This is a genomic window from Paenibacillus sp. USDA918EY (assembly GCF_009870825.1).
Taxonomy (GTDB): Bacteria; Bacillota; Bacilli; order Paenibacillales; family Paenibacillaceae; genus Paenibacillus_AQ; species Paenibacillus_AQ albilobatus.
The window spans coordinates 1-624 of the sequence record NZ_WTWY01000058.1 but is presented as its reverse complement, the minus strand read 5'-3'; the positions used below and the strand labels follow the sequence as shown (position 1 = coordinate 624).

The 624-nt window shown below is 54.0% G+C and carries 1 protein-coding gene; it reads right to left on the bottom strand.

Annotation, left to right across the window (positions count from 1 at the left end):
- Positions 1-624 (bottom strand): DNA methyltransferase (locus GQY55_RS30795; RefSeq protein ID WP_236575992.1); only part of this gene is annotated, 624 nt, incomplete at both ends.

Below are 624 nucleotides of genomic sequence, written 5' to 3'. Positions count from 1 at the left end.
GTGTGATCCTGGTCTATCCCGGTTCTCCCCATGTTTCCGTTCCTTATTACCGCTGCGCTTTCTTGATTGAGGCGGTCCAAAGGCGCCGGGAGAACCACCAACATCTTTCATTGTCTTCACCCCACCGTTTCCCCTTGCTGAACCCTGTTGCCCATCAAGGTCTTGAGATAACCTGACGACACTCGCTGGCGCCAAGGGCTCTTTAATCGCCTCTCTGTCGTAGTAATACCGTTCTGACTTTGACAGTAGGAAGATATACTCATGGGCCTTTGTCGGCCTGTCTTGAACACTTTCCGGCATGCAGTTCGGCTTACTCCAGATGTTATCCATCCGGAGATACCAGCCATCCGCCTGCAGTGCAAACGCTATGCGCCATGGTATGCCGACAAGATCCTTATTCTTAAGACCTTCCGGCGGACTGCGCCAGCCTTTGACTGCATCCTTTCCTTCCCAGGCTCTTCTCTCAGCAACATATGATCCACCTCCGCCTTTTCCACCGCTCGCGTATGTGTCGCCGAAATTCATCCAGAGCGTGCCGTCATTACGCAGCAGCCGCCAGACCTCTCGGAACACCAAGACCATATGCGCGGTGAACATTTCCGGCGTAGGTTCCAGTCCGAGGCA